Origin of the sequence: Aeromicrobium sp., assembly GCF_049587115.1 — a bacterium.
In the GTDB taxonomy this organism is placed as follows: Bacteria; Actinomycetota; Actinomycetes; order Propionibacteriales; family Nocardioidaceae; genus Aeromicrobium.
The window spans coordinates 1-21,774 of record NZ_JBAVDI010000121.1 but is presented as its reverse complement, the minus strand read 5'-3'; the positions used below and the strand labels follow the sequence as shown (position 1 = coordinate 21,774).

Annotated in this window: 17 protein-coding genes and 1 pseudogene; 11 read left to right on the top strand and 7 right to left on the bottom strand. The window is 67.2% G+C overall.

Annotated elements, in window-relative coordinates; genetic code table 11:
• The 5 genes and pseudogenes from WB461_RS11180 to WB461_RS11160 form a co-directional block, all read right to left on the bottom strand.
• Positions 1-583 (bottom strand): annotated as a pseudogene (locus WB461_RS11180) (hypothetical protein); the annotation flags it as partial.
• A 5-nt stretch (positions 584-588) separates the two neighbouring features.
• Positions 589-1,800 carry a CDP-glycerol glycerophosphotransferase family protein gene (locus tag WB461_RS11175; RefSeq protein ID WP_423852810.1) on the bottom strand — a complete coding sequence of 404 codons (1,212 nt, stop codon included), beginning with the start codon at positions 1,798-1,800 and terminating at the stop codon, positions 589-591.
• On the bottom strand, positions 1,790-2,968 hold the full coding sequence (gene glf / locus WB461_RS11170) for a UDP-galactopyranose mutase (protein WP_423852809.1): 1,179 nt from the start codon (positions 2,966-2,968) through the stop codon (positions 1,790-1,792). The genes WB461_RS11175 and glf overlap by 11 nt, the downstream gene beginning before the upstream one ends.
• Positions 2,958-3,932 (bottom strand): glycosyltransferase, encoded by a 975-nt coding sequence (locus WB461_RS11165; RefSeq protein WP_423852808.1) that lies wholly within the window; start codon positions 3,930-3,932, stop codon positions 2,958-2,960. The genes glf and WB461_RS11165 overlap by 11 nt, the downstream gene beginning before the upstream one ends.
• Positions 3,933-4,061: 129 nt before the next feature.
• Entirely contained in the window at positions 4,062-5,879 is a 1,818-nt protein-coding gene (locus WB461_RS11160; protein ID WP_423852807.1) for a CDP-glycerol glycerophosphotransferase family protein, read from the bottom strand.
• A 53-nt stretch (positions 5,880-5,932) separates the two neighbouring features.
• Here WB461_RS11160 and WB461_RS11155 point away from each other — a divergent pair, with 53 nt between their 5' ends.
• The 9 genes from WB461_RS11155 to holA all read left to right on the top strand — a co-directional run bounded on the left by WB461_RS11155 (position 5,933) and on the right by holA (position 17,982).
• Complete coding sequence (locus WB461_RS11155; RefSeq protein WP_423852806.1) at positions 5,933-7,288, top strand: TrkH family potassium uptake protein; 1,356 nt, start codon at positions 5,933-5,935, stop codon at positions 7,286-7,288.
• Complete coding sequence (locus WB461_RS11150; protein ID WP_423852805.1) at positions 7,281-7,952, top strand: potassium channel family protein; 672 nt, start codon at positions 7,281-7,283, stop codon at positions 7,950-7,952. Before WB461_RS11155 ends, WB461_RS11150 begins: the two co-directional genes overlap by 8 nt.
• Positions 7,953-8,106: 154 nt before the next feature.
• Complete coding sequence (locus WB461_RS11145) at positions 8,107-9,801, top strand: sodium:solute symporter family protein (RefSeq protein WP_423852804.1); 1,695 nt, start codon at positions 8,107-8,109, stop codon at positions 9,799-9,801.
• Between the two features lie 9 nt (positions 9,802-9,810).
• On the top strand, positions 9,811-10,083 hold the full coding sequence (locus WB461_RS11140) for a hypothetical protein (protein ID WP_423852803.1): 273 nt from the start codon (positions 9,811-9,813) through the stop codon (positions 10,081-10,083).
• Between the two features lie 102 nt (positions 10,084-10,185).
• Entirely contained in the window at positions 10,186-13,020 is a 2,835-nt protein-coding gene (gene leuS, locus WB461_RS11135; RefSeq protein ID WP_423852802.1) for a leucine--tRNA ligase, read from the top strand.
• 62 nt (positions 13,021-13,082) lie between these two features.
• Positions 13,083-13,928 carry a DegV family protein gene (locus tag WB461_RS11130; protein WP_423852801.1) on the top strand — a complete coding sequence of 282 codons (846 nt, stop codon included), beginning with the start codon at positions 13,083-13,085 and terminating at the stop codon, positions 13,926-13,928.
• A gap of 104 nt (positions 13,929-14,032) precedes the next feature.
• Complete coding sequence (locus tag WB461_RS11125; RefSeq protein ID WP_423852800.1) at positions 14,033-14,752, top strand: helix-hairpin-helix domain-containing protein; 720 nt, start codon at positions 14,033-14,035, stop codon at positions 14,750-14,752.
• Complete coding sequence (locus tag WB461_RS11120) at positions 14,749-16,998, top strand: ComEC/Rec2 family competence protein (RefSeq protein ID WP_423852799.1); 2,250 nt, start codon at positions 14,749-14,751, stop codon at positions 16,996-16,998. Before WB461_RS11125 ends, WB461_RS11120 begins: the two co-directional genes overlap by 4 nt.
• Before the next feature lie 9 nt (positions 16,999-17,007).
• Complete coding sequence (gene holA / locus WB461_RS11115; RefSeq protein WP_423852798.1) at positions 17,008-17,982, top strand: DNA polymerase III subunit delta; 975 nt, start codon at positions 17,008-17,010, stop codon at positions 17,980-17,982.
• Positions 17,983-18,051: 69 nt separating this feature from the next.
• Here the strand turns inward: holA and rpsT are convergent, their stop codons facing one another.
• Positions 18,052-18,312, bottom strand: coding sequence for a 30S ribosomal protein S20 (gene rpsT / locus WB461_RS11110; RefSeq protein ID WP_423852797.1), 261 nt, complete (start codon positions 18,310-18,312; stop codon positions 18,052-18,054).
• A gap of 163 nt (positions 18,313-18,475) precedes the next feature.
• Between rpsT and lepA the strand changes: the two genes are divergently transcribed.
• Together lepA and WB461_RS11100 are read left to right on the top strand one after the other, a co-directional pair.
• Positions 18,476-20,326, top strand: a complete 1,851-nt coding sequence (lepA, locus tag WB461_RS11105; protein WP_423852796.1) for a translation elongation factor 4 — start codon at positions 18,476-18,478, stop codon at positions 20,324-20,326.
• Positions 20,327-20,409: 83 nt separating this feature from the next.
• The gene (locus WB461_RS11100) at positions 20,410-21,051 is read left to right on the top strand and encodes an MOSC domain-containing protein (protein WP_423852795.1); all 642 of its coding nucleotides are present in this window, start codon (positions 20,410-20,412) and stop codon (positions 21,049-21,051) included.
• A gap of 10 nt (positions 21,052-21,061) precedes the next feature.
• Here the strand turns inward: WB461_RS11100 and WB461_RS11095 are convergent.
• Positions 21,062-21,774: oxygenase MpaB family protein (locus WB461_RS11095; protein WP_423852794.1), on the bottom strand; the 713-nt coding region annotated here is incomplete at its 5' end.

Here is a 21,774-nt window from a genome sequence, read left to right as displayed (position 1 = left end):
GCTTGATCAGGGCGGCCCCTGCGGCCAGGACTCCGGCACCCAGCGCGAGCAGCCAGCCGCGTCGCCCGGGTCGCACGATCGCCTGCACCGTCAAGGCCAGACCCCACGCGACACAGGGTGCGGCCAGCATCTCGCCGTTCGTGCGGGCGATTCCCAGCCAGCCCGCCGAGGCAAACAGGGCTGCGGCCCCCGCCGCCCACCCTGCAGCACGCGCCCCGCCTGCCAGTGACGCTGCCCGAGCCACGCCGAGCACCATCGCGACCCCCGAGAGCAGGCCGATGATCCGGAGCGTCCTGAGGTCGCCGACGAGCTGCATGATCCAGATCAGCAGGGGTGGCCGGTCGACCCAGTACGGGCCGTACAGCGAGGTGCTGTCGTCCCAGTGCGTGCCGACGATCAGATATCCGGCCTCGTCCCGACCGGCGGGCACGTGCAGGTAGAGGAGCCTGACTCCGACCATGATGATCAGTGCGCCGAGGAGAACGACTCCCAGAGGCGTCGGGGTGGGCCTGGGTGCAGTGTCGCGGGGAAATCGGGGGGTCCAACGCCCCAGTCGACGCGGACTGTGCGGATCCGTGCTCATCGCGATCAGGGTCCGGTCGCGCCGCTGGCCTGCTTGTTCGCCCAGTGCGCGTCCCGGATCGCGATGACGTCGGTGCAGGCCTGCACGAAGCGCGTCGTGGCCGCTCCGGGTGTGGGATCACCGAGATAGTGCTCGACGAGGTCAGCTCGGGCATGGCGCGTCGGGTCGTCGCTGAGCTGCTCGCCGACGATCGCCGCGAAGTCCGCGTCGCGGTCCAGCAGCGGGACGGTGGTCATGAGCCGGCTCGGCGGGTAGGCGACCTGCGGCCGAGTGACCAGCAGCGGCTTGCCGGTCGGCAACCAGGTCAGAGACACCGCAGAGATGTCGGTGACGAGCAGGTCTGCGTCGGCACATGAGCGCTCGAGCGGCACGTCGATGTCCACCCGGTCGGCCAGATCGCGGACGGCGGCGTCGGCAGCGGCGTACGACGGCCGGATGACACCGTTCAGGGGGTGCGGCCGATAGATGACACGGTAGGAGCCTGTGAGGGCGCGAACGAGAGCCGCGCCGTGCGTCTCCAGCGAGCCGTACGACACCGACGGCTGCGAAGCCTCCCACGTCGGGGCGTACAGCACGGTCCGGCGCCCGTCGTGTGACGGCACACCTTCGAGGTGAACGGCCCCGTCGAGCTGCGGCTGACCGATCAGGATGCTGCGGGCATCGGCGTCGTAGAGCATGACCGACGCCCCGGTACGCTCGAGCGCGGCCCGTCCGGCCAGGAAGCACCAGTCGTACGCCTTGACCTGGTTGGAGACCGAGACGCCCTTGTCGCTGTCGCCGTGGCCCAGGTACACGTGCACCAGCGAGGTGAAGCGCAGGCACTCGAAGTTGATCGGATCGTGGTTGATGTAGAGCGCGAGCTTGACGTCCGACAACGCGAGGATTCCGTCGAGCTGGCCGTACCGGGCGAGCGTGACGCAGTCCAGCCCGGTCTCCCGGCGCACGATCGCGGCGGTCCGGGAGTCCTTGAACACGCAGACCACCGGGTGCGTCGAGTCGAGCGTCTTCAGCGCGTGATACCACGGCCGGATCTGGTAGAGACTGTCCTGCGCGGTCGGGAAGTACACCAGGACCTGCTGCGAGAACGCGCTGTCGAGTCGGGACTCATCGGTCAGCTTGTCGGGCAGACCGACCGGCAGGAACCGCGAGCGTCGCAACCGGCCGATCGCCCACAACTGCAGGCGACGGACCAGCCCGACCCTGGGCTCAGAGGCCATGGTCGTCGATCGCGGCGCCAGCGGTGAAGTGCGGCGCAAGCTTGTTGTCGTACATGCTGAGCGCCGAACCGATCGCCATGTGCATGTCGAGGTACTTGTACGTCCCGAGTCGACCGCCGAAGAGCACGTCGGTCTCGCCCTTGGCCAGCTCGCGGTAGGCGAGCAGACGCTCGCGGTCCTGTGAGGTGTTGATCGGGTAGTACGGCTCGTCGGTCGACTCGGCGGCCCGGCTGTACTCACGCATGATGACGGTCTTGTCGGCGGGATAGTCGCGCTCGGGATGAAAGTGCCGGAACTCGTGGATCCGGGTGTGGTCGATGTCGGTGTCGGCGTAGTTCATGACCGGCGTGCCCTGGAAGTCGCCGATCGGCAGGACCTCGGTCTCGAAGTCGAGGGTCCGCCACGACAGGTCACCGTGGGCGAAGTCGAAGTAGCGGTCGACCGGGCCGGTGTAGACGATCGGCACCTGTCCCACGGTCGAGGCCTTGTTGAACGGCTGCTTGTCGTCGAAGAAGTCCGCCTCCAACGTCACCGTAATGTTGGGGTGATCGGCCATCCGCTCCAGCCACGCGGTGTAGCCGTCGATCGGCAGGCCCTCGTAGGTGTCGGAGAAATAGCGGTTGTCGTACGTGTAGCGAACCGGGAGCCGGGAGATGATCTCGGCGCTCAGCTCACGCGGATCGGTCTGCCACTGCTTGGCGGTGTAGCCCTTGATGAAGGCCTCGTAGAGGGGCTGGCCGATCAGCGAGATGGCTTTTTCCTCGAAGTTGGCCGGATCGCCGGTCAGCATTGACGCCTGCTCGACCACCCAGGCTCGGGCCTGGTCGGGGGAGTAGGCGGCGCGTTGGTACTGGTTGATCGTGCCGAGGTTGATCGGCATCGGGAAGACCTCGTCGCGATACGTCGTGTAGACGCGGTGCTGGTAGCCGGTGAACTCGGTGAACCGGTTGGCGTACTCCCACACCCTCTGGTTGGAGGTGTGGAACAGGTGCGCACCGTAGCGATGCACCTCGATCCCGGTCTCGGGCTCTATCTCGCTGTAGGCGTTGCCACCGATGTGGGGCCGCCGGTCGATGACCTGCACGCGGAGCCCCAGCTCCCGTGCGCAGCGGTCCGCGATCGTGAGCCCGAAGAATCCCGAGCCGACGACCAGGAGATCAGCGTTCATGGGTCAATCGTGCCGGTACATCGGCCGGATCCATGGGACGCCACGTCTTGTCGCGCCACAGCGCACGGTTCGCGCGGAACCCGCGGGCCAGGTCGCCGAGGCCCTTGAGCGTGTGTTGGACGACCACGAGCCGGAAGATTTCCTTGGCGAGTGTCAGGGCCGTGCCGAGCCCGAAGCCGATCCGATTGAGCTTGCCGTACTCGGCGAAGTACTTGCCGACGTATGCGCGGTTGCGGATCACGTGGAAGCGGAAGAGCGGGCTGCCGTCGTTGAGGTGTCGGATGCCGAGGTTGACCTGCTTCTGCTCGCGCTTGCGCTTCAGCACGAACGCGTCGACGTAGACGACCTGGGTGTGCTGGGCCGCGAGCCAGGCATACGCCGCGTCGTCCCACGAGATGAAGAAGCGGGGGTCGGGGAGTCCGATCTTGCGGACCACGTCGGCACTGATGAGCATGCCTTCGAAGGTGCCGGAGTTGGTCACGGCGTAGCCCTCGCGACCGAACTGCTTGCCGCTGTAGGGCAGCGGGACCCCGAGGAAGCCGTTGAACTTCGCCTGCCAGTAGAAGGGCGTGCCATCGAAGTCGTAGCGCCGGCCGTGGATGACCTCGAACCGCTCCATCCACGGAGCGAACTGCTCCAACGCGTCGGGAAGGATCTCGACGTCGTCGTCCATCAGCCACACCCAGTCGGCGCCGAGCTCGAGGGCAACCTTGGTGCCTTCACTGAATCCACCTGAGCCGCCGGTGTTGGTGTCGAGCCGGTGGTTTATCAGCACACCGGGTTCGAAGCTCTTCATCGACTCCTCGATGACGGCTTGAGTGTCGTCGGTGCTGGCATTGTCGACCACGACGATCCTGAACGGCGGTGTGTCCATCGCTGCGGCGCTGGTCAGCAGCTCTTTGAGGAACGTCGATCGATTGAACGTCACGATCGCGATGGCGATCTTTCCGGGAGCCGTTTTCACCCGATCCACCCTACCGTGCTGTGGTCGGCACTCAGACGGATGCGCGACGAGCTTCCCCCCGACGGGCCAGGGGCCGACGGCTGGAGCAGCTGGATGCGCTGGAGGTCGACCAGCTGGATCGCCGGGGGCCTAGAGGGCCTCGGCCTCGACGTCACTGGGCTCGATCGCGTATGACGTGCCACGGTAGTCGGCGCGGTCCGACTCCGAGCGTTCGATGAAGGCGTTGATCGCGGCTCGGAAGGACTCCAGGGTTCGCTGCTCCTGAGGACCGAGCAGATAGGTTGCCAGCTCGGCGCGGGCCGGCGCGCGCAGGTCGGGAGCCTGCAGCGTCACGACGTTGATGAAGTCCGAGATGCCTCGGCCGTCCCGCCCGATCGTGATGCCAGCCCCGGTCGACGGGTACTCCGCGCGGAACGTCGCGTCGTCGGAGCTGGTGTGATTGAACACCGCATACGGTTTCTCGCTGGCCAGGAAGTCGCTGACAACGCTCGAGACGTCGGTGATCAAGGCGCTGGCGTGGTTGAACCACTCGTTGATCGAGCCGTCCTTGACGACCCGGTGGTCGATCCCCGTGCTCGCGGCCGCACCGTCCAGCAGGCCCGCAATGTGCACCATGACGGCTCGGTACTTGGCGTCGCGCTGGCCTGTGAAGGGATGCGCCTTGAACACGACCCGGACCGGCGGATCGGCGGCGAGCAGCTTCTTGATGATCGTGACACCGACCGCCGAGACCGAGGAGTACTCCTGGCCGAGGTTGACGCCCTCCCAGGTCGGCGCATAGAGGACGGTCGGGACGGGCACCTCGCCCAGCAGTGGCCCGCGGGAGATCCCGTGCACCTGCGGTCGCCCGACGAAGCGGTACTGCTCCTCGTGCACCCCGAGCCGTGAGCGCCGGTAGCGGTCGGCGCCGGCCTCCCCAGCAACCCAGAGCTCGTCGTAGGCGCGAGAGAAAGGATTGTTGGACGCGCTCTTGTCGCTGTCTCCGTGGCCGATGAACGCGCTCATCACCGTCGGGAGGCGCAACAGGTGGATGTTGTTGCCGGTGTTCGAGGGGTAGAGCGCAATCCGCGCAGACGAGAAGTCCAGCATGAGGAGCTCGCCAGGGTCACGCAGCTCGAGCATCGGTATCGACGTCGACGACATCTTGCGGGCCAGCTGGTGGTCGCGCAGCACGATGAAGACCCGGCGGTCCAGTGCCTCGAGGCTCTCCAACCAGGTGTTGATTTGGTAGGACGCGGTGGCTGGTCCACTGAGGTGGACGATGACCTCTGGTTGGTACTCGTCCAAAAACTCCTGCACCTGACGCAGCGGCCCGGTGAATCCAGTGGCTCGTTTGGCTTGACGCATGGCCCAGGATGCCCGGGCGTCAAGCGCGGTGACAACGGCCAGCACCGCAATCGAGATGATGCCCAGTAGTCCGACGACGAACCATGGTGCCCCGAGCAGGGCGGGTGCCAGGACGAGCAGCTGTGTGACCACGAGCTCGCCGACCCGGCGCGGCGGCGCGTCCTGGATGCTCGGGCCGCCGGGGATGTTGCGGGTCTCCATCGGCTTGAGTGGGCCGACTCGTCGGTACTCCCGGTGCAGGGCACGGCCGCACAGCGCCAGCGCGTACAGGATGACCACGGCCGTGAAGACGCGCCAGGCGCCGATGCTGTCGATCCTGCTGCCTGCGACCAGTCCGATGACGGCACGCAGGGCGAAACGCATCGGCGCGCCCAGTGAAGCCTGGTCCAGCAGCACCGAAGCGCTGGAGGCGCGGCGCTCGAACACGAGCTCACCGCACACCGACACCAGGAGAAAGACCAGGGCGCCGATCTCGAGGCCGGCGACGGCACAGATCAGCGCGATGAACAGGGATCCGACTGCGAGCACGAAGCCCCGGAGCTCCTCGGTCCGGCCCAATCGGGAGAAGGCGGCCTGAGCAGCTCGTACGGGCAAGACCATGTGCAGGAAATTATCACGGACGGTTGGCTGTCGCCCTGAGGTAACGTCGTGGCGTGCCCCGCCTCCTGAGGCCGCAGATCCCTGCGTCGATCGCGCATCCCGTGCGTCTGCTTCCCCTCACGTTCCTCGCGCTGATACTGGTCGGCGCAGCGGCGCTGCTGTTGCCGTTCGCACGCAGCGGATCCGGATCATTCGAGTTCATGCCGGCTCTGTTCAGCTCGGCATCGGCCGTCACGGTCACGGGCCTCACGACGGTCGACACCGCGACGTACTGGTCACCGGCCGGTCAGGGCATCATCCTTGTGCTGGTTGAGCTGGGTGGGCTCGGGATCATCGCGCTCGCGACGGTGCTCGGGCTGTTCATCGGAGGTCGGCTGGGCCTACGCACCAGAATGGTCGCGCAGGCCGAGATGCATGTGGTGAGCCTGGGCGAGGTACGTCCGCTGTTTCGCCGAGTTGCGGTCACGATGATCTTCTTCCAGTCCGTCACTGCGCTGTTCCTGACCCTGCGCTACCGGGAGCGCTACTTCGACGATCTTCCGACGGCCCTGTGGCACGGGGTGTTCGACGCGGTCATGGCGTTCAACAACGCAGGCTTCTCGCTGAACAGCGACAGCATCGGTCGATACGCGGGAGACGGGCTGATCATCCTCCCGATCTCGATCGCCGTGTTCATCGGCGCGATCGGGTTCCCGGTGATGGCCGAGCTGTTCCAGGAGTGGCGGACCCCATCCCGGTGGACGATCCACACCCGGCTGACCATGTGGGGCTCGGTGCTGCTGCTCGTCGTCGGTGCCCTGGCCTTCCTGGCCCTGGAGTGGGGCAATCCCGACACCTTGGGAGGAATGTCGGTCGGCGCAAAGATCGTCAGCGGCATCGAGGGCGGGATCATGCCGCGGTCCGGTGGTCTGAACAGCTTCGACTGGGGATCGGTCACGCCGGAGACTCTCAACATCGGTGTGGTGATGATGTTCATCGGAGGCGGCAGCGCGAGCACCGCCGGCGGCATCAAGATCACCACGTTCCTCCTGCTGGCCTACGTGATCCTCGCCGAGCTGCGCGGAGACCCCGACGTGTCGATCGGCGCCCGCTCGATCAGCTCGGCCGTGATCCGCTCGGCACTGACGATCGCCCTGCTTGCGGTGATGCTGGTGTCGACCACGACTCTGAGCCTCATGCTGATGACGGACGTCACCTTCGAGGACGCGCTGTTCGAGTGCACTTCGGCGTTCGGCACGGTCGGCCTGAGCACAGGAGTGACCCCGAACCTGCCTGCAAAGGCCCAAACCATGCTGATCGGCTTGATGTTCCTCGGCAGAGTGGGCACGATTACGGCTGCGTCCGCGTTCGTCCTCCGACGACGCGTCCCCAGGTACCACCTTCCCGAGGAGCAACCGATCATTGGCTAAAGGCGACGATTCACCCACAGCCCCCGTCCTGGTCATCGGACTGGGGCGCTTCGGCTCGTCGGTCGCGAAGTCGTTGGTCCGGCTCGGACACGACGTCCTGGCCGTTGACGAGCGCGCCGACGTCGTGCAGAAGTTCGCGGGGGACTTCACTCACGTGGTGGCCGCGGACACGACCGACACCGAAGCGCTGCGCCAGATCGGCGCGGAGCAGTTCCGGCGCGCCGTCGTCGGCATCGGCACGGACATCGAGGCAAGCGTCCTCACGGTGCTCGGCCTCTCGGACCTCGGCGTCAACGAGATCTGGGCCAAGGCCATCAGCGGCAAGCACGCCGCCATCCTCGAACGAGTCGGCGCCACCCACGTCGTCCGTCCCGAGTCGGACATGGGCAAGCGCGTCGCCCACCTGGTCACCGGGACGATGACCGACTTCATCGAATTCGACGACGGCTTCGCGATCGCCCGCACCCGCACGCCGCAGGTCGCCTGTGCCAAGTCGCTCGAGCAGTCGGCGCTCCGGTCGCGCTACGGCGTGACGATCGTCGGGGTCAAGACCCGCGGTACGGATTTCACCTACGCCCGACCGGAGACGGTGATCTCCCAGAGCGACGAGCTGATCGTGTCGGGTCCCACCCGCAAGGTGGAGGCCTTCTGCGCTCTTCCGTGACAGCCGGGAAGGTCCGGTCGTCACGACGCCGAGAGCGCGGCCACGGTTCGCGAGGCATGGGCCGACTCATCGCATGCGGCAGTCTGGCGCCGGCGGTAGGGTGCGCTCAGGAAGTCGCGCGAAGGCGGTTTCCACCGGGAATGGGGCTGATTCCGTGATCCACACCGCCAACAACACCTTCCGGCTCGACGCCGACTTCTTCGACTACTCGATCATCGCGATCTACTTCGTCGTGGTCCTGGGGATCGGTGTGCTCGCCCGGCGCCAGATCTCCACCAGCCTCGACTTCTTCCTGTCCGGACGATCGTTGCCAGCCTGGGTCACCGGACTGGCGTTCATCTCGGCCAACCTCGGCGCGGTCGAGATCATGGGCATGTCTGCCAACGGTGCGCAGTTCGGCATCGCCACCGTCCACTACTTCTGGATCGGTGCGGTACCGGCCATGTTGTTCCTCGGCATCGTGATGATGCCGTTCTACTACGGCTCCGGTGTGCGGAGCGTGCCGGAGTTCATGCGGCGCCGGTTCGGCACCGGGGCCCACCTGGTCAACGCAATCAGCTTCGCCGTGGCCCAGCTGCTGATCGCCGGCATCAACCTCTACCTGCTCGCCACCATCGTCAACCGGCTGCTCGGCTGGCCGATCTGGGTCTCGCTGGTCGCCGCGGCCGCGATCGTCCTGTCGTACACCGCGCTCGGCGGGCTGTCGGCGGCGATCTACAACGAGGTGCTGCAGTTCTTCGTCATCGTCGCCGCGCTCCTGCCCCTCACGATCATCGCGCTGCACAAGGTGGGCGGCTGGAGCGGCATCCAGGACCGGGTCAAGCCGGACCAGGCCCAGCTGTCTTCGTGGCCGGGCACCGAGCTGACCGGGATCGACAATCCTGTGCTGTCGGTCATCGGAATCGTGTTCGGACTCGGCTTCGTGCTGTCGTTCGGCTACTGGACGACCAACTTCGTCGAGGTGCAGCGGGCGATGGCGTCCGATTCGATCTCGGCGGCCAAGCGTGCGCCCATCATCGGCGCCTTTCCCAAGATGTTCATCCCGTTCATCGTGATCATCCCCGGTATCATCGCCGCGATCATCGTGCCCGAGATGGTCGATCTGAAGAGCGGGAACGGCGCGGGCGACGTCAAGTACAACGACGCGATCCTGCTGCTGATGCGGGACCTGCTGCCCAACGGCATGCTCGGCGTCGCGATCGCGGGTCTGCTCGCCTCGTTCATGGCCGGCATGGCGGCCAACATCTCGGCATTCAACACGGTGTTCTCCTATGACCTGTGGCAGCAGTACGTGGTCAAGGAGCGGGAGGACGGCTACTACACCCAGGTCGGCCGGGTGGCCACGGTCGCGGCGACCGTCATCGCGATCGGAACGGCGGGCATCGCGTCCAACTACTCCAACCTGATGAACTACCTGCAGACGTTGTTCGGCTTCTTCAACGCGCCGCTGTTCGCGACGTTCATCCTCGGTATGTTCTGGAAGCGGATGACCGCCAAGGCCGGCTGGATCGGTCTCGTCTCGGGCACCGCCGCGGCCGTCACGGTGGCCTTCCTCAGCGAGGACGCGTTCGGCTCGGCAAGCCTCGGCGTGCTGGCCCTCAAGGGTCAGGGCGCGAGCTTCGCAGCCGCCGGGGCGGCGTTCGTCGTCGACATCGCGGTCAGCATCGTGGTGACCTGGATGACCAAGTCGCGCGACGAGAAGGATCTCGAGGGGCTGGTCTACTCCCTGACCCCGAAGGAGTCGCTGGTCGATCCGGACGAGGTGCACCTGCCGTGGTGGCAGTCGCCGCCCAAGCTTGCCGGCATCGTCCTGGTGATCGTCATCATCCTCAACCTGCTCTTCCGATAGGAGACGGACATGGCTTCCGAAGACGACAAGAAGACGGTGGGTCTGTTCGACATCCGGTTCATGATCGGTGGGCTGATCGGGATCTACGGAGTGATCCTCACCCTGCTGGGCGTGTTCAACGCGACCACGGCGGAGCTCGACAAGGGCGACGGTCTCAACATCAACCTGTGGGCGGGGCTCGGGATGCTCGCCGTGGGGATCTCGTTCGGCGCCTGGGCTCGGCTGAAGCCGCTGGTCGTGCCGGACGACGTCCAAGAGGCCGAGGACAAATCGGGTTCCTGAGCGTGCCGAAGGGGTGTGTTCCTGCAGAGGCGCGTTTTCATCGGGTCACCCCGGACGGGCGTATGGTGCACGTGCTGACTGGTCACCGGTAACATTCGGGCGGTGAACACGCCTGACCCCACCCCTGCGCCCTACCGCTACACCAGCGCGCTCGCGGGTGACATCGAGCAGCGCTGGCAGGATCGCTGGGATGCCGAGGGGTCTTTTGAGGCGTCCAACCCTGCTGGCGACCTGGCGGGCGATGTCACGGGCGACAAATTCTTCATCATGGACATGTTTCCCTACCCGTCGGGCGCCGGACTGCACGTCGGCCACCCGTTGGGATACATCGCGACCGATGTCGTCGGCCGCTACCACCGGATGCGCGGAGACAACGTCCTGCACGCCCTGGGATATGACGCCTTCGGCCTGCCGGCCGAGATCCACGCTGTCCAGACCGGCGAGCACCCCCGTACCAACACCGAGTCCAACATCGCCAACATGCGCAGGCAGCTCCGCCGTCTCGGACTGGCGCACGACCGCCGGCGCAGCTTCGCGACGATCGATCCGGAGTTCGTGCGGTGGACCCAGTGGATCTTCACCCAGATCTTCGATGCCTGGTACGACGAGGACCAGGGTCGCGCACGCCCGATCAGTGAGTTGGTGGCGGAGTATCGGTCGGGAGCCCGCCTGGCACCCGACGGCGCCGCGTGGGCCGAGCTGGGCCCGATCGAACGCAGGATCCTGATCGACTCGGTCAGGCTGGCGTATGTCGACGAGTCGCCAGTCAACTGGTGTCCGGGGCTCGGGACGGTGCTGGCCAACGAGGAGGTCACGGCGGACGGCCGCAGCGAGCGGGGAAACTTCCCGGTCTTCCCGCGCAACCTGCGGCAGTGGAAGATGCGCATCACGGCGTACTCGGACCGGCTGATCGACGACCTCGAGCGGGTTGACTGGCCCGAGTCGGTCAAGAACATGCAACGCAACTGGATCGGTCGATCCCACGGTGCGCGGGTCAGGTTCCCGGTTGAAGGCGTCGCAGCTCCAATCGACGTCTTCACCACGCGTCCCGACACCTTGTTCGGCGCAACGTACGCCGTGCTGGCGCCTGAGCATGCCCTGGTCGATCAGCTCACGACCGAGTCCTGGCCCGAGGGCACCCCTCGGCAGTGGACCAACGGTGCCGAGACTCCTGCGGAGGCTGTCACGGCCTACCGGGCGATGGCCGCGGCCAAGACCGATCTGGAGCGGCAGACCGGCACCGACGGCCCGGACAAGGACAAGACCGGCGTCTTCACCGGCTCCTTCGCGATCAACCCCGCCAACGGTGAACAGATTCCGGTGTTCATCGCGGACTACGTGCTGACCGGCTACGGGACCGGCGCGATCATGGCGGTGCCGTCCGGCGACCAGCGCGACTTCGAGTTCGCCGAGTCGTACGGCCTCCCGATCGTCCGCACGGTCGAGCAGCCCGAGGGGCACGAGGGCGCCTACAGCGGTGACGGTCCGGCGATCAACTCCGCCAACGACGATGTCGATCTCAACGGCCTGGGAGTCGCTGACGCCAAGGCCGCGATCATCACCTGGTTGCAGGAGCACGGAGCCGGAGAGGGCACCACGACCTACCGGCTGCGGGACTGGCTGTTCAGTCGTCAGCGCTACTGGGGCGAGCCGTTCCCGATCGTGTACGACGACCTCGACCAGCCGCACGCGCTGCCGGACTCGATGCTGCCGGTCGAGCTGCCCGAGGTGCCGGACTACTCGCCCAGGACCTACGAACCCGACGACGCGAACAGCGAGCCCGAGCCGCCACTGGCTCGGGTGCCGGAGTGGGTCAATGTCGTGCTGGACCTCGGTGACGGGCCCAAGAGGTACCGCCGGGAGACCAACACGATGCCCAACTGGGCCGGCTCCTCGTGGTACGAGCTCCGCTACGCCGACCCGCACAACTCCGAACGACTGGTTGATCCGGAGAACGAGCGCTACTGGCTCGGTCCGCGAGACCCGGCTGATGTGGGCGGGGTCGACCTGTACGTGGGTGGGGTCGAGCATGCCGTGCTGCACCTGCTGTATGCGCGCTTCTGGCACAAGGTGCTGTTCGATCTGGGTCACGTGTCCAGCGAGGAGCCGTTCCGCAAGCTGTTCAACCAGGGCTACATCCAGGCATTCGCGTTCAAGGACGACCGCGATGTCTACGTCCCGGCCGACGAGATCGAGGAGCGCGACGACGCCTTCTGGTTCGAGGGCAAGCAGGTCACCCGGGAGTACGGGAAGATGGGCAAGAGCCTCAAGAATGTCGTGACTCCGGACGACATGTACGACGCCTACGGTGCCGACACGTTCCGCGTCTACGAGATGTCGATGGGCCCGCTGGACGTGTCACGGCCGTGGGAGACCCGCGCGGTGGTGGGGGCACAACGCTTCCTGCAGCGGGTCTGGCGACTGCTGGTCGACGAGGACACCGGTGAGCTGCTGGTCGATGATGTCGAGCTCGACGCTGCGACGCTGCACGTCCTCAACGTCACGATCGATGGTGTCCGTGGCGACATGGAGAACATGCGGTTCAACACGGCCGTCGCCAAGCTCATCGAGCTGACGAACCACCTGACCAAGGTCGGCGCCCGGGGACGCTCCGCGGTCGAGCCGCTCGTGCTGATGCTGGCGCCGCTGGCCCCACATCTCGCCGAGGAGCTCTGGTCCCGACTCGGGCATCGGGACTCGTTGACCCACGAACCGTTCCCGGTGGCCGATCCGGCCCATCTCGCGGCAGCCTCGGTGACCTGTGTCGTGCAGGTTCTGGGCAAGGTGCGCGGCAAGATCGAGGTCAGCCCGGACATCTCCGAGGACGAGCTCACCGCACTGGCTCTCGCCGAGCCCAATGTCGTCCGGTCGATCGACGGTCGCGAAGTGCGCAAGGTCATCGTCCGGGCGCCGAAGCTCGTCAGCATCGTGGTGTGACGGGCCGCTCGGTCGTGGCCGGGTCGGCGCGATCGGGTCAGCGCTCCGGATAGTCTTCCTCCATGACCGTAGCCATCGTCACGGACTCGACGTCGTCGTTGGATCCTCAGGATGCCGAGCGCGAAGGCATCACGGTGGTGCCCCTGAAGGTCGTCATCGGCGCAGACGTCTACACCGAGGGTGTCGACGTCACGGCGGACATGATCTCGGACGCAATGGCTGCGATCATCCCGGTCAGCACCTCGCGGCCCACTCCGGACGACTTCCTGGCGGCCTACGAGCGGCTGGCGGCCGGGGGTGCCGAGGCGATCGTGTCGGTCCACCTGAGCTCCAAGATGTCGGGCACCCTGGATTCGGCGATCCTGGCGTCCAAGCAGGCGTCGGTGCCGGTGACCTGCATCGACTCGGGTCAGGTCGGGGTGGCAACAGGCTTCGCAGCCGGCCGGGCTGCGCGGGCTAGCGCCGCCGGCGGGGACGCTGCCGCTGCCGCCGATGCAGCCCGGCGGGCGGGGAACTCCTCGACCGTGTTGTTGTACGTCGACACCTTGGAGTATCTCAAGCGCGGCGGCCGGGTCGGCACCGCCGCCGCTCTGGTCGGCTCGGCGCTGGCGGTCAAACCGATCCTCACGATCAGCGCTGGACTGGTCGTACCGCTCGAGCGCGTGCGCACCCAGACCAAGGCCCTGGCCCGGTTGGAGGCGCTCGCGGTCAACCGGGCCCAGGCCTGCACCGACGGCTTCGACATCGGGGTGCAGCATCTCTCCAGCCCGACCGTCGCCGCGGCGGTCGCCGAGCGGCTCGCTGCTGCTCTTGGTCTGCCGACGATCGGGGTCGACGAGGTCGGCGCCTCGATCGGCGCCCACGTGGGCCCGGGCATGATCTCGGTGACGGTCACCCCGCACTGCTGACACTCCGGCCGCGGCTTTTCCACCGCGGTCGACGTCGGTGAAGCGGTCCACACCCCCCGCTGCCGCGTTCCGCGACGGCGGGATGTCCTGCCTAGGTTCGACAGGTGAGATCCAGGCGCCCCCACCAGCCCGACGAGACCCGTGCGGAGATCGCTCGTCGCCGCCTAGCGCAGCTCATGGCGTCATTCGACGCCGAGCTTCCGCCGGCTGACGATTCGGAGCCGGCGCGAGCACGCGCACGGGTTGAGCTGCCCCACGTCCGGGTCCTTGCCACGTTTGCCGTCGCGGCTTCCGTGCTCCTGATGTGGTGGCTGCTGTCCGGGCGACCGGAGACGAGCGCGCCGGTCGCCCCGCTGTCGATGGAGAAGTCCACCGCAGCGAGCAGTCCGCCCACCTCCGGGCCGGCGAGTGGCCAGCTGATCATCGACGTCGTCGGGAAGGTCCGCAAGCCCGGCATCGTGACGGTGCCGACCGGGTCACGGGTGTACCAGGCGATCGAGGCCGCGGGTGGTCTGAAGGGTCGGGTCGACACCGACGCCCTCAACATGGCGCGGGTGCTGGGCGACGGTGAACAGATCCTCGTCGGCATCGAGCCGGTCGCCGTCCCGGGAGCAGCAGGCGGGGGACACGTCGCCACGATCAACCTCAACACCGCGACGGCCGATCAGCTCGAGACCCTGCCGGGAGTCGGACCGGTCACCGCGCAGGCGATCCTCGCGTGGAGGAAGGACAACGGCCGGTTCGGGTCGGTCGAGGACCTGTTGGACGTCAAGGGCATCGGTGACGCGACACTTGCCGAGCTGCACGACCGCGTCTCGGTGTGAGGCACGACCTGCGGATGGTCCCTCCGGCCGTCGTCGCCTGGGCAGCTGCGGCATGGCTCGTCACGTCGAGCTCGGGCCCGGCGCTCGGTATCGGCCTGGGAGGGGTTGCGGCTGCAGGGATTCTGCTTCAGTGGCGGCCTCCTGCTGCCTTGCCGTTGACCCTCATCGCGGTGTGCCTCGCCGCCGTCGCGACCTCCTGCGCGTGGCGACTCGTGACAGTCGAGCACTCGCCATTGACCCGGCTGGCCGACGAACGCAGCCGCGTGACGCTGGACCTGCAGATCCGCCGCGATGCCCGGACGTTCATCCACCACGGCAAGTCGTCGGCCGTCGTCGAGGTCGTGGTTCGCCGGGCCGTCAGTCGTGATGTCGATGTCCGCGTCCGCGATCGCGCGACCGCATTCGTCGAGGGCACCGGACGCGAGCTCGTCGTGGGCCGTCGGCTCGTCGTGACCGGTCGCCTGGCTCCTTCCTCGTCGTCTGACGAAGCGGCGGTCATCGACGTCGACCGCATCGGACCGATCGACCGGGCGCCGTGGTGGTGGGAGGCGTCCGAGCGGGTGCGTGCTGGCGTGCGGCGATCTGTCGCATTCATGGGGGACGAGCCGCGGGCGCTCGTCCCGGCGCTCGTCGATGGTGATGTCGGCGGGATCAGTGACGTCGTCGAGGAGGACTTCCGACACAGCGGGCTGACCCATCTGATGGCGGTCTCGGGCACCAATCTGACGATCGTGCTGGCAGTGGTGATGGTCCTTGGGCGGGCCGCCGGGATCCGACGTCGCGGTCTGTGGGTGCTCGGTGCGCTGTCGATCGTGGCCTTCGTGCTGCTGGCCCGACCCGATCCCAGCGTCGTGCGGGCGGCGGCCATGGGCGCAGTGGGCGTCGCTGCGCTGGGATTCGGAACCCGCGGGGGTGTCCGCGCGCTGGCGTGGGCGATCATCGGATTGGTCTTCGTGGACCCGTGGCTCGCCCGGTCGGTCGGTTTCACCCTCTCGGTGACGGCGACCGGTGGCATCCTCGTGCTGGCGCCGGTGCTCGCGGGTCGGCTCGTCCGATGGATGCCGCGTTGGTGTGCACTGGCGGTCTCGGTCCCGATCGCCGCCCAGCTGGTGTGCACCCCGGTCATCGCTGCGATCTCCGGCCAGATCTCGCTCGTCGCGGTCGTGGCCAACCTGTTCGCTGCACCGGCGGTCGCCCCGGCCACCATCGCAGGGCTGCTGGGTGGTTGCTTCGCACTGCTCTCGGGGCCGCTGAGCCAGGCTCCAGGCCTGGTCGCGGGCGCCTGCGCGAGCTGGATCCTGACGGTGGGTCACCAGGCTGCCGACCTCGAGGCCGCCACGGTGTCATGGCATGCGCCCTGGGCGTGGCTGCTGGTCCTGGTGCCGGTGGCCGCGCTGGTGTCGGTTGTGGTCGCGTCCCGCCCGGTGTGGTTCGTCGGACTCTCGCTCGGCCTGCTCGTCGCCGTGTGGCGTCCACCCAGTGTCGGCTGGCCGCCCGCAGGGTGGTTGATGGTCGCGTGCGACGTCGGTCAGGGTGACGCCACGGTGCTGGACACCGGCGACAACACGGCGATCGTGATCGACGCGGGGCCCGAGCCGGCTGTCATCGACCGGTGCCTGGACCGTCTGCACGTTCGCCAGGTGCGTCTGATGGTCTTCACGCACGCCCACGCCGATCACGTCGACGGCTGGCCCGGAGTGCAGGACGGCCGTCGCGTCGACCAGATCGCGGTGGGGACGACCGGCGGACCGCGCAGCGAAAACATCCCGCGGCACGTCGTGGTGCCGGGGGAGTCGTTTCGTGTCGGTGCTGTCACGGCACGGGTGCTCTGGCCCCAGCCGACCACTGCCGGCTCTGCCGCCCGGGTTGCTCGCGCAGGCGGCTCCGCGGTCAACGACGAGAGCGTCGTGCTGGCAGTCCGGGTCCGCGGTGTCCGCCTGCTGCTGACCGGCGACATCGAGCCGAAGGCGCAGGAAGCGATCCTGCGTCGGCGGTCCGATGTCACCGCCGACGTGGTCAAGATCCCGCACCACGGCAGTGCGCGGCAGTCCACGGCGTTCTTCGAGGCGGTCGGCGCGAGAATCGGCACGATCAGCGCAGGAGAGGGCAACGACTATGGCCATCCTGCGGCAGCCGCTCTCTCGATGTTGCGCCGTGAGGGCATCCGGTGGTGGCGCACCGACACCGGCGGTGACATCGCGATCGTCCAGCGCGAGGGGCGAACCCGTGTCGTCAGTCGGCACTAGGCTGGTCCCGTGGCCACGGCATTCGGCAAGATCCTGCTCATCACCGGCAATGCCGAGTTCCTCGCCGACCGCACGCGTCGTCAGGCCCTCAAGGCCGTCACCGGTGAGCACCCGGAGTGCCAGATCGCCGAGTCCAGCGCCTCGGGACTCCAGCCGGGGGAGCTGGCCGGGCTCACCAGCCCATCGCTGTTCAGCGATGTCAGTGCCCTGGTGCTGACCGACTTGCAGGACCTTCCCGAGGCGGCCCAGGGCGAGCTCCTGGCCTATGCCGCCGAACCATCGCCCGACATCGCTGTGGTGCTGGTGCACGGCGGTGGCAACAAGGGCAAGGGGCTGCTCGACAAGCTGCGCAAGGTCGGAAGCGTCAGCGAGGTCAAGCTCGAGCAGCCGAAGTATGAACGTGACCACGCGCGCTGGGTCTACACCGAGATCCGTGATCTGGGCGCACGCATCGATGAGGAGGCGGCCACGCTCCTGGTCGCCTCGGTCGGTCAGGACCTCCGTGCGCTCGCCGGAGCAGCTGACCAGCTGGTCGCCAACCTCGAGCGGGGTGCCGAGATCTCGGCGTCCCTGGTCCGCCAGTACTTCGGTGGCCGGGCCGATGTCCGGGGCTACGAGATCGCCGACGCGGCGATCGGCGGTCGGATCAACGTCGCGCTTGAGCAGGCCCGCTGGGCCGAGACGGCAAAGGTCGCGCCGGTGCTGATCACGGCGGCGTTTGCCAGCGGGTTGCGATCCCTGGCCAAGCTTTCCGGCGTACCGCAGGGCATGCGCGACAACGAGGTGGCGGCCCACATCGGTGCCCCGCCGTTCAAGATTCGTTCGATGCGGCAGCAGCTGCGCTTCTGGGAGCAGGACGGGCTGGCGCGCGCGATCGAGGCGGTCGCGCAGGCTGATCTGGACGTCAAGGGCGGCGCCGCCGATCCCGGGTTCGCGATCGAGCGCATGGTGCTGCAGGTTGCTGCAGCGCGCCGCCGCGATTGAGCGCTGGCAGTCCAGGCGCGTCGGGGCATGAAAAAAGCGCCCCGAAGGGCGCTCAGTCCATGGCGTACGTCAGAGCGACGCGGCCTTCTTGGCGATGGCCGACTTGCGGTTGGCGGCCTGGTTCTTGTGGATGACCTTGCGTGATGCGGCCTTGTCCAGCTTGCGGGTGGCCTCGTTGGCGAGCTTCTTGGCCTCGTCGGCGTTGCCGGCGTCAGCAGCCTCTGTGAAGCGGCGGACGGCGGTCTTGAGGGCCGAGCGCACGGACCTGTTGCGCTCGCGAGCCAGCTCGTTCTGCCGGTTGCGCTTGATCTGCGACTTGATATTCGCCACGGGGCAAACCTGTTTCTCTCGAATGTGATGAGTGTTGCGAAAAGTGATGGGACGTGCCGCGGCACGCGACCACCAACTCTACCAGTGAGCGAGCCTGAGCCTCAAATCGATGCGTTGGGGCGGTGGCACGACCACGGCCCGGATGATGGGACAATGGGGCATCATGAGCAGCAGCCCAGTACCCCAGCCAGGTGCCACCGACCCGAGGATCCTGCGCAACTTCTGCATCATCGCGCACATCGATCACGGCAAGTCGACGTTGGCCGACCGCATGCTGCAGCACACCGGCGTCGTGGATGGGCGTGACATGCGTGCGCAATACCTCGATCGCATGGACATCGAGCGTGAGCGCGGCATCACGATCAAGAGCCAGGCCGTGCGGATGCCGTTCACGAAGTCCAGCGGCGAGGACGCGGGAACGACCTACGTCCTCAACATGATCGACACCCCCGGCCACGTCGACTTCACCTACGAGGTCAGTCGGAGCCTCGAAGCGTGCGAAGGCGCAGTTCTGCTGGTCGACGCCGCGCAGGGGATCGAGGCGCAGACGCTTGCGAATCTCTACCTGGCAATCGATGCAGACCTGGACATCATCCCGGTGCTCAACAAAATCGACCTGCCGGGCGCGCAACCGGAGAAGTACGCCGCCGAGATCGCCGGCATCATCGGCGGCGATCCCGATGATGTCCTGCGGGTCTCGGCCAAGACCGGTCAGGGTGTCGAGGAATTGCTCAACCTGATCGTCGACGAGATCCCTCCGCCGCAGGGTGATCCCGATGCCCCGCCGCGAGCGCTGATCTTCGACTCGGTCTATGACACCTACCGCGGCGTCGTGACCTACGTCCGGGTTTTCGACGGCAAGCTGTCGCACCGCGACAAGATCAAGATGATGTCGACCGGTGCCGTCCACGAGATGCTCGAGGTCGGTGTGATCTCGCCCGATCCCGTCAAGGCCAGGCACCTGGGGGTGGGCGAGGTCGGCTACCTGATCACCGGCGTCAAGGAGGTCCGCCAGTCTCGTGTCGGCGACACCGTGACGTCCAACATCCGTGGCGCGACCGAGGCGCTGGGTGGCTACAAGAACCCGGTCCCGATGGTCTTCGCGGGGCTGTACCCGATGGACGGCGATGACTACCCGACGCTGCGCGACGCGTTGGAGAAGCTGCAGCTCAACGATGCAGCGCTGGTCTACGAGCCTGAGTCGTCCGGCGCCCTCGGGTTCGGCTTCCGCATCGGCTTCCTCGGCCTGCTGCACCTGGAGATCGTGCGCGAACGGCTCGAGCGCGAATTCAACCTCGAGCTCATCTCGACCGCTCCCAACGTGGTCTACCGCGTCGAGATGGAGGATGGCACCGAGCACGTCGTCACCAATCCGAACGAGTACCCCGAGGGCAAGATCGACAAGGTCTACGAGCCGGTCGTGCGTGCGACCGTGCTGAGCCCGACGGACTACATCGGAGCGATCATGGAGCTGTGCCAGGCCCGCCGTGGCCAGCTCATCGGCATGGACTACCTGTCAGAGGATCGCGTGGAGATCAAGTACACGCTTCCGATGGGCGAGATCATGTTCGACTTCTTCGACGCGCTCAAGAGCCGCACGAAGGGCTACGCCTCGCTGGACTACGAGCCCACCGGGGAGCAGGCGTCCGACCTGGTCAAGGTCGATGTGCTGCTGCAGGGCGAGGTGGTCGACGCGTTCAGCGCGATCGTGCATCGCGACAACGCGTACGCGTACGGTGTCTCGCTTGCCTCCAAGCTCAAGGAGCTCATTCCGCGCCAGCAGTTCGAGGTCCCGATCCAGGCCGCGATCGGCGCCCGGGTCATCGCCCGCGAGAACATCCGGGCGATCCGCAAGGACGTGCTCGCGAAGTGCTACGGCGGCGACATCTCCCGCAAGCGCAAGCTGCTGGAGAAGCAGAAGGAGGGCAAGAAGCGGATGAAGATGGTCGGACGCGTCGAGGTCCCTCAGGAGGCCTTCATCGCAGCGCTGTCCACCGGCGACGTCGACACGTAGCGGCCCCACCGACACATTGGCTGCGCCCGGATCTCACCTGCATGCTGACCTCGGTGTCGAGGCTGCGCCGATAGGGTCGCGGGATGGCGCACGTCGAGTCGGTCAACGTCGGACGGACCGTTGATGTGCCATGGGGTCATCTCCGCCGCTCTGCGATCGACAAGCGCCCGGTCGAGGGGCCGGTTCGCGTTCATCGGTACGGAGTCGGTCCGGACGAGATCGCGGATCTGCAGCACCACGGAGGACCCGACCAGGCGGTCTATGCGTATGCGCGTGAGGACTTGGCCATCTGGGAGGACGCCACGGGCCGCACGCTTCCAGCCGGGCGGTTCGGCGAGAATCTGACGACGCAGGGCATCGACCTCAACGAGGCGCGAGCCGGCGACCGGTGGAGGATCGGCGAGACCCTGCTCGAGATTGCGGGGGTGCGCATCCCCTGCTCGGTCTTCCAGGGATTCATGGATGAGCCACGGTGGATCAAGCGGTTCATGCAGCTGGGCCGGCCGGGTCCATATCTCCGAGTCGTCGAGCCAGGCGACGTCCAAGCCGGGGACACCATCGAAATCGTGGAGCGGCGAGATCACGATCTGACTGTCGGCCTGGTGTTTCGCGCCCTGACGACCGAGCGTGACCTGGTGGTCCGTCTGGCAGAGGAGCCTCGGCTCGCCGCGTTCGTGGAGCGCCGGCTGGGGGACCGGCCCAGACGCGATCCGGCGAATCGCTGACCACCCCCGATCAGGACGCTGCGACGACATCGTCCCGACTGGCAAGATGCTGCTCGCGAGGTGTCGGCCGTGCGGCTCGTCGCCACGCCTCGGCGACCGGCACGGTCTCGGGCAGCTCCGGCGCGATGCCGAGAATCACCGGAGCGATCACAGGGTGCGCCAGGGGTGACACGGCCCGCAGCAGGTCGGCCATCACCCGCGGGCGGCGCGCGATCATGCGGAACATCGGACGGATCAAGGCGGTGACGACCGCGTCAGTGAGGCGACTCTGCCGGATCCCCACCTGGGAGCGCATCCAAGCGGGCAGGGTTGCGATCGTCGCCCGGCGGGCAAGGGGCCTGAGGATCGGTCGGAGGAAGCGCAGGCGGCCCGGTGCCGCGGTGACGAAGGGGTTGGCGGTCTCGAGGATGATCCGCACGTGCTCGATCGCGGCGGTGCTGGCAGCCAGGTCAGGGCGAACGCGGGCGTAGTACGCGCGCATCTCGGCCCGGTTGCGCGGCACGGAGTCGGGATCGATCGTCTGGAACGTGGCTGCGGTCCGGCACTCGGCCCAGTACTGCTCCTCCTCCTCGAAGCTGAGACGGCCGGGACCGAACCTTTCGTAGACGTACAGGACCGAGTGCCACTGCGTCAGGTGGATCCAGAGCTGGCCGGCGGGATCGTTCGGATCGTAGGTGGTTCCGCTCAGCGGCTCGGTGCCACGGATGCGGGAGTGGATTCGCA

Excerpts from the sequence above, each read along its gene's own strand:
- glf (WP_423852809.1), bottom strand. The coding sequence starts at position 2,968 with ATGAACGCTGATCTCCTGGTCGTCGGCTCGGGATTCTTCGGGCTCACG.
- WB461_RS11130 (WP_423852801.1), top strand. The coding sequence starts at position 13,083 with ATGACCGTAGCCATCGTCACGGACTCGACGTCGTCGTTGGATCCTCAG.
- lepA (WP_423852796.1), top strand. The coding sequence starts at position 18,476 with ATGAGCAGCAGCCCAGTACCCCAGCCAGGTGCCACCGACCCGAGGATC.
- WB461_RS11160 (WP_423852807.1), bottom strand. The coding sequence starts at position 5,879 with ATGGTCTTGCCCGTACGAGCTGCTCAGGCCGCCTTCTCCCGATTGGGC.
- WB461_RS11100 (WP_423852795.1), top strand. The coding sequence starts at position 20,410 with ATGGCGCACGTCGAGTCGGTCAACGTCGGACGGACCGTTGATGTGCCA.
- WB461_RS11140 (WP_423852803.1), top strand. The coding sequence starts at position 9,811 with ATGGCTTCCGAAGACGACAAGAAGACGGTGGGTCTGTTCGACATCCGG.
- WB461_RS11175 (WP_423852810.1), bottom strand. The coding sequence starts at position 1,800 with ATGGCCTCTGAGCCCAGGGTCGGGCTGGTCCGTCGCCTGCAGTTGTGG.